At 48.6% G+C, this 6397-nt stretch carries 4 protein-coding genes; all 4 read right to left on the bottom strand.

Annotated features, from left to right (window positions below; translation table 11 throughout):
* Positions 1-471: 471 nt before the first annotated feature.
* Positions 472-1635 (bottom strand): sulfate adenylyltransferase, encoded by a 1164-nt coding sequence (gene sat / locus IT393_02695; GenBank protein MCC7201560.1) that lies wholly within the window; start codon positions 1633-1635, stop codon positions 472-474.
* 48 nt (positions 1636-1683) lie between these two features.
* Positions 1684-4104: a sulfurtransferase TusA family protein gene (locus tag IT393_02690; GenBank protein MCC7201559.1), complete on the bottom strand. Its 2421-nt coding sequence runs from the start codon at positions 4102-4104 to the stop codon at positions 1684-1686.
* A 109-nt stretch (positions 4105-4213) separates the two neighbouring features.
* Positions 4214-4597, bottom strand: coding sequence for a 4Fe-4S ferredoxin (locus tag IT393_02685; GenBank protein MCC7201558.1), 384 nt, complete (start codon positions 4595-4597; stop codon positions 4214-4216).
* Positions 4598-4678: 81 nt separating this feature from the next.
* Positions 4679-6397 (bottom strand): adenylyl-sulfate reductase subunit alpha, encoded by a 1719-nt coding sequence (locus tag IT393_02680; protein ID MCC7201557.1) that lies wholly within the window; start codon positions 6395-6397, stop codon positions 4679-4681.

Raw genomic sequence — 6397 nt, 5'->3', positions numbered from 1 at the left:
TCGGTCTGGATTCCCGCTTACGCGGGAATGACGTTTTCATGAACCCTGGTGAGCCTGAGCTGTGAGCGTGCCGAACAGTCGAAGGGCTCATGACAGTTCACCCGAAAATACTCCTAAATACCCGTCATTCCCACGGAACCCGTACCCGCAGGATTTTTTTTCACCCGTCATTCCCACGTAAGTGGGAATCCAGAATCTGGCCTCGGTCTGGATTCCCGCTTACGCGGGAATGACGTTTTCATGAACCCTGGTGAGCCTGAGCTGTGAGCGTGCCGAACAGTCGAAGGGCTCATGACAGTTCACCTGAAATTCTCCGTTCAAATCCCCCCTCTCCCCCCTTTTCCAAAGGGGGGAACTAATTTCCCCCTTTGGAAAAGGGGGACTAAGGGGGATTTTCATCTGCCTTTGTGAGCCTGAGCTTGTCGAAGGGCTCATGTTCACCTCAAAATTCTCCCTTATGTAGCTTCAAGCCTACTCTTTCCTGGCCGACATGGCCTCAATCAGGATGCTCGCAACTTCAGGCCTTGAAAACTCTGCAGGCGGTTTGATGCCGTTTCTCAGCATTTCGCGAACCTTTGTCCCGGAGAGTGTAACATGGTCGCCTGAGTCATGCGGACAGGTTTTGTATGATGCCATACTTGTGCAGCGTTTGCAATAGAATGTGTGGTCAAACCGCAGGGGAGTTATTCCCAGTTCACCAGGCTCGAACTCATCGAATATATAGTGAGCATCAAAAGTGCCATAATAGTTTCCGACACCTGCATGGTCTCTCCCGACTATAAAGTGAGTGCACCCGTAGTTCTTCCGGCATAGTGCATGGAATATTGCCTCTCTTGGTCCTGCATAGCGCATTGCAGCTGGAAATACGGCAAGCATAGTCCTGTCCTTGGGATAGTAGTTCTGAAACAGGGCCTCGTAACAAAGCATACGTACAGAAGCCGGGACATCATCTCCCTTGGTGGCCCCGACGAGGGGATGAACCATCAGCCCGTCAACAATTTCAAGAGCTGACTTCTGGATGTACTCATGAGCGCGGTGTATGGGGTTCCTCGTCTGGAAGCCGACGACCCGTTTCCATCCCTTTTCCTGGAATTTTTTTCTGGTGTCTTCAGGATCAAGGCGATACTGCAGGAAGTCTTCGTGCCTTGGTCTCTGAAACAGGGCGATCTTTCCTCCAACAAGGACCGGTCCGGCTTCATATACATACTTGACGCCAGGATGTTCCACGCTGTCGGTCTTATAGACCTCGATGGCCTCTTTTTCCTTGTCATGATTAAAGATATCTTCTACTGTCAGGATGGCAAGTGCGTGACCGTGTCCGTCCACTAAAGCCACATCTTCTTTAAGCGAGAGGGCGTCTGCTGTCTCCTGCGAAACAGCAAGTGTGACAGGCAGGGACCAGGGAAGGCCGTTTGTCAGCCGCATTGTATCAACGACCGAGTGATAGTCATCCTTGCACATGAATCCCTCAAGCGGACTCATGGCCCCCGTTGCTATCATTTCAAGATCTGAAATCTCTCTTGACGTAAGAGGGATCTTTCTGAGTTCCTTTGCTTTCAGTTCCGCCATTTCCCTGTCTTTGCCTCTTAGAATGCGGTTGATCAGTTTACCGCCGTGTGGTATGGATTCAAGCATTATGTTCCTCCTTGTTAAAAGATAGTGCCCCTCGAGCCCTTGTTGTTTTTACGCCTTTTCAATCACAATCCTGTAATGTTTGTCCTCAACCTTTTCTTCCTCAAGAATCTTATGGCCTTCATTAAGCACGCTCCGTGGGACGTTTTTATACGGTTCTCCCTCGTCTATGATAATCTGCAGGACCTGACCTGCGTCCATCTCTTCCAGTTTTAACTTTGTCTTCACAAAGTTATAGGGGCATGCAACACCCTTAAGGTCCAGGAACTCGTCAATTTTTCTCTCCATTTCTTTTTTTACCTCCTCTGTTCTGTTTTCCTTATCTCTTTTCCTGAATCTAAAGCCTGCGTCAAGCTGATGATAGGCCTCCTGGGATTCCGATGCAAGCAGCTTGGCAAGCTCGATATAATTACCTAACCTGTCGCCTGAAGCATATTTCCCGAAGTCTTTATAAAGCGGCTCAAGCCTGTCAGATACGATGCACTTATCTATTATCTTGTCCTGAAATTCCCTGATGATCTCGCTCTCCACCTCAGTATCAATGCCAAAAGGGACCAGCATCCCCCGGGCAACCGATAAAACAGAGCGGCTGATCCACTCAGCGGCCTTTTCGTATTCACCGGCATCAAACAGCATTGCTGCCTTGTATGCCTCACGGTTGCCCGCTGCAAGAAAGTCCTCTATCATATCTACCACGCCGCCGGCACATTCTCCTGCGCCAAGTTTTACTGCAAACTCTGAGTTTGATCCCCAGTCTGAATATTTCTCAGGTGATTCAGCAAATGAAGGTATAGAGATATATTTATCGAGTACATTATGTATGAAATCTACTCCAACCCGTTCAACAAACTGATAGAACTGTTCACTGTCAAGACGGTCCCTCTGATAAACGGATACGAGTTGTGATACGGCTGAAGGTATATTGCGGGCCGGGAGTTTTATGTCAGAATCCCCGATGACTGCACGCCCGTTCCCTACCCCGCCGCCTATATGAAGCTGATAATGAGGTACAAGACGGCCTTCAACCTTCTTTGCAACGCCATGAAACCCAATATCAGCGATATGATGGTGACCGCAGGAATTAGGGCATCCGCTGACCTTTATTTTGACACTTTCCACCTCTGCGTCATCCCTGGTGGAAAGTTCATGTCCGATTGCCATGGCCAGTTGTCTCGATGATGTGAGACCCAGATTACATGTCTCAGCACCCGGGCAGCTTTGAATATCCATCATCCTCCCAACTCCGGACTGTGCCAATTCACCTATCTTCAATTCCTTGTACAGGGCATAGAGGCATTCATTTCTGACCCACCTCATAAGCAGGTTCTGCTGATGGGTTACCCGTATCCTCCCGTTTGAATATTTTGCCGTGATGCCTGCGAGCGTTCTCAACTGTTCCGTAGTGATATCTCCAAGCGGAAGCATGATATGAACAATGCAATAACCGGTCTGTTTCTGAGGTATCACGTTTGTGGCACGCCATCTGTGAAAATAAGGGTCGCCATTTCCAGGTGTCTCAGTGTACTCAAATGGTACAAGCCGTTGTTCCCTCGATACACCTGTCCCGGACAGACTGTCAGGGGTATCTTCCGGAGGAAGGGTATAGGACCATTTTCCGGAAGCCTTTACTGTTTTGAACTCTTCCACTATCCGTCGTTTGAGCTCATCAAAACCGATCTTTTCAAGAAGAAACTTCATCCTTGCCCTGTTCCTGTTTTTCCGCTCTCCATACTGATCGAATACCCTCAATACGGCTTCAGATAAAGGGAGCAGGTCATCCACAGAAACAAATTCTTCAAGAAGCTGAGCTATCCTCGGATGAGGGCCAAGTCCGCCTGCAATATAGATCTTAAACCCGCGCTGAACTGTTCCGTCAATATCTTTTTCTACCGCCATTGCGCCGATATCATTAATAGGGGCTAATGAGCAATCCTTACTGCAACCGGAGAATGATATCTTGAATTTTCTCGGCAGGCTCTGGCATACAGGGTTTCTAAGGAAGTAGTCTGTTGTGAGCCTTGCATAGGAGGATACATCAAAGACCTCATCCGGACAAATGCCTGAAAGATAGCATGCCGTGACATTCCTGATCGTATTGCCGCAGGCCTCCCTCGTGGTCAGTCCGGCTTCCGCAAGCGACCTCATAATCGTGGGGACATTTTCGAGTTTGACAAAATGAAATTGTATATCCTGACGGGATGTGGCGTGTGCGATTCCATTTGAGAACGTATCACCGGTATCCGCTAATAATCTTAACTGTTCAGGATTGAGTACGCCCTGAGGCACCTTGACCCTGACCATGAAATCATCCTTCTGCCGCTGACCATAGATGCCGTTTTGCAGCCTGAATTTCTTGAATTTCTCTTCAGGCATCTCCCTGCGTCTCAAACGGCCTATCTCGGCCTCGAATGTAGATATTTCATCGAGTATGTGCTGTGGAACCTGTGTTGTCTTTTCTTCAGTGTCATTCATCCTGGAATCTCCATTCAAAGCCCCCCTCTCCCCCCTTTACTAAAGGGGGGAACTGATTTCCCCCTTTGTAAAGGGGGACTAAGTGGGATTTTTCATCGGTAAATTTAGTCTATATAGAGTACTCAGCAGGAGTTACACCCTCGATGCTTTCGTCAAGTTCGATCGGGAGTATCTTGGTCCTGATGGTAAACTTGTCAACAACGCCCTTTGTGTCAATAAGCTCCCACGTAATAAAGTCCCTTGTATTATGTATGTGTGGCAGCAGCCTTGCTGTCTGAAATCCTAACTGATATGACAGCCTGAATTCAATTGCCTCCTGAGGGCAGGCCTTGACGCATGGAAGGCAGTCCCAGCAGTCCGATGCATTTCTCATCAGTATCTTTCCTGTCTTGGGGTCTTTCATTAAAAGGTCCCCAGGGCACATCCTGACGCATGGCGGGTTGGCTGATCCATGGCATCCGTCACATTTGTCTGTATGTATTATTACCGGCATTATTCTTCCTCCTGAATTTTAGGGAGGTTCAGGGGGGCGGGTGTTTTATTGAACCCTTGACTCCCTGAACCCTTCCCGGTTTTACCTTGGTTTATACCTGTCTCCGGGCACAATCTGTTCATATGGCCTTGTTAACATTTCAATGTTTCCGGTTGCAGGATCTCTCCTCGAATTTACAAACTTAAGCCAGTTTGCATCATCAGGCTCTGTATAATCTGTCCTCGTGCAGTAACCCGGCCACCTTGTTTCTTTGCGGTACATCATATGCTCTACAAGCACCTGTGCCACATATACCCTGTCAATAACCTCGTGGGCCTTCATAAGGTCATGCAGGTCTTCTGCAAGCAGGTAGTGGAACTGCTCGGGTAGTGTTGAAAGGCGCCTTCTTGCCACCTGAAGCCGTTCTTCATTGACCTCATAGAAAGTAGCCGCACCTCCTGCGTATTCCTCCATAACCTTTTGTATCCTGACCTCCATATCATAATGTTTTATCCCGTCTTTCTTATGTGTATGATTCATCAGGGGGCTGAAAACTCTTTCCTGTTCAGTATTAATGACCTCATCAGGAATTTGTGCATGTGCTGTCTTCTGTACGTATTCGGCCGCAGCCCTTGCTGCTATTACGCCTTCTGCCCAGCAGCCGCTTACAAACTTATATGGTGCACCGCCTGAAACGTCACCTGCTGCGTAAAGGCCATCTATACTCGTCTTACGGTTAACATCAACCCAGTACCCTGACTGGGTATGTCCTCCGACTATGTATGGCTCCGTGGTTTGCACCTCCACTGCCTCTTTGGATGGGTCTATCTCATTGGCTGCCCAGTAGAGTACCATTGATGGATACATGTCGAGAAAGGCTGATTTCAGATCCCGTGCCTGTTGAGATGTAATATGTCTTGTATCGAGGTAGACAGGACCGCGCCCTTCTTTTATCTCCTGGAGCGGGCCGTGCGACCGGTAGGGTGTAGGCGCCCCGTCTCCTCCGATATGAGCATATTTTGCTGCCATGAACTTCTCCCCCTTTGAATTGATCTGGGGAGCCCCTACGCCGAGCGCAATGGTGCCCGTCGGCGCTATAGTGTCTTTAACCCTGAGCCCGATATATCTCATCTCAAAGCTGGTCATCTCAGCCCCGGCCCGTATACCCATTGCATATCCTGCTCCTGTGTTATACGGGCAGTACCAGGTCTTGTGCTGTGCATCGTGGGCGTTATTCGGTTTATATATGCCTGCGGCTCCGCCTGTGGCTATAATAGTTGCCTTTGCCTTTACAATAAAGAAGTTTCCGTTTCTTATGCTGAATCCCATGGCACCGGCTACCCTGCCGTCGCTCATGAGAAAGTTGGTTGCCGTTACCCAGTTTAAGACCTTTGCACCGGCATTTTTTGCTGCCTTTGCAATAATGGGTTTCAGGGATTCGCCGTTTATCTTGATATTCCACCTTCCGCGCGGGACGTAGTTGCCATTTTCATCGCAGAGTATAGGGAGTCCCCACTTCTCCACCTTCTTTACGCAGTATTCAAACAATTCAGACATGCTGAGGACAAGGTCTTCCCTGACGATGCCGCATGAATCGAATCTGACATACTTTGTGAAGCTTTCAGGGGTCTCACCAGGATTAAGATATGCATTGATTGCATTCATACCTCCTGCAAGGCATCCGCTCCGGTCTATGTGAGCCTTTTCCATGATTGTTACATTAAGATTTGGATAAAGCTCTTTAAGCTCAACTGCAGCGAGACACCCTGATGTCCCCCCACCAATTATGAGAACGTCCGTTTCAATTACATTTTTTTCCAT

The sequence above is a fragment of the Nitrospirota bacterium genome, from assembly GCA_020851375.1.
Lineage (GTDB): Bacteria > Nitrospirota > 9FT-COMBO-42-15 > HDB-SIOI813 > HDB-SIOI813 > RBG-16-43-11.
Note: the sequence above shows the minus strand (reverse complement) of the source record. Positions and strands in the feature narration are given on the sequence as shown.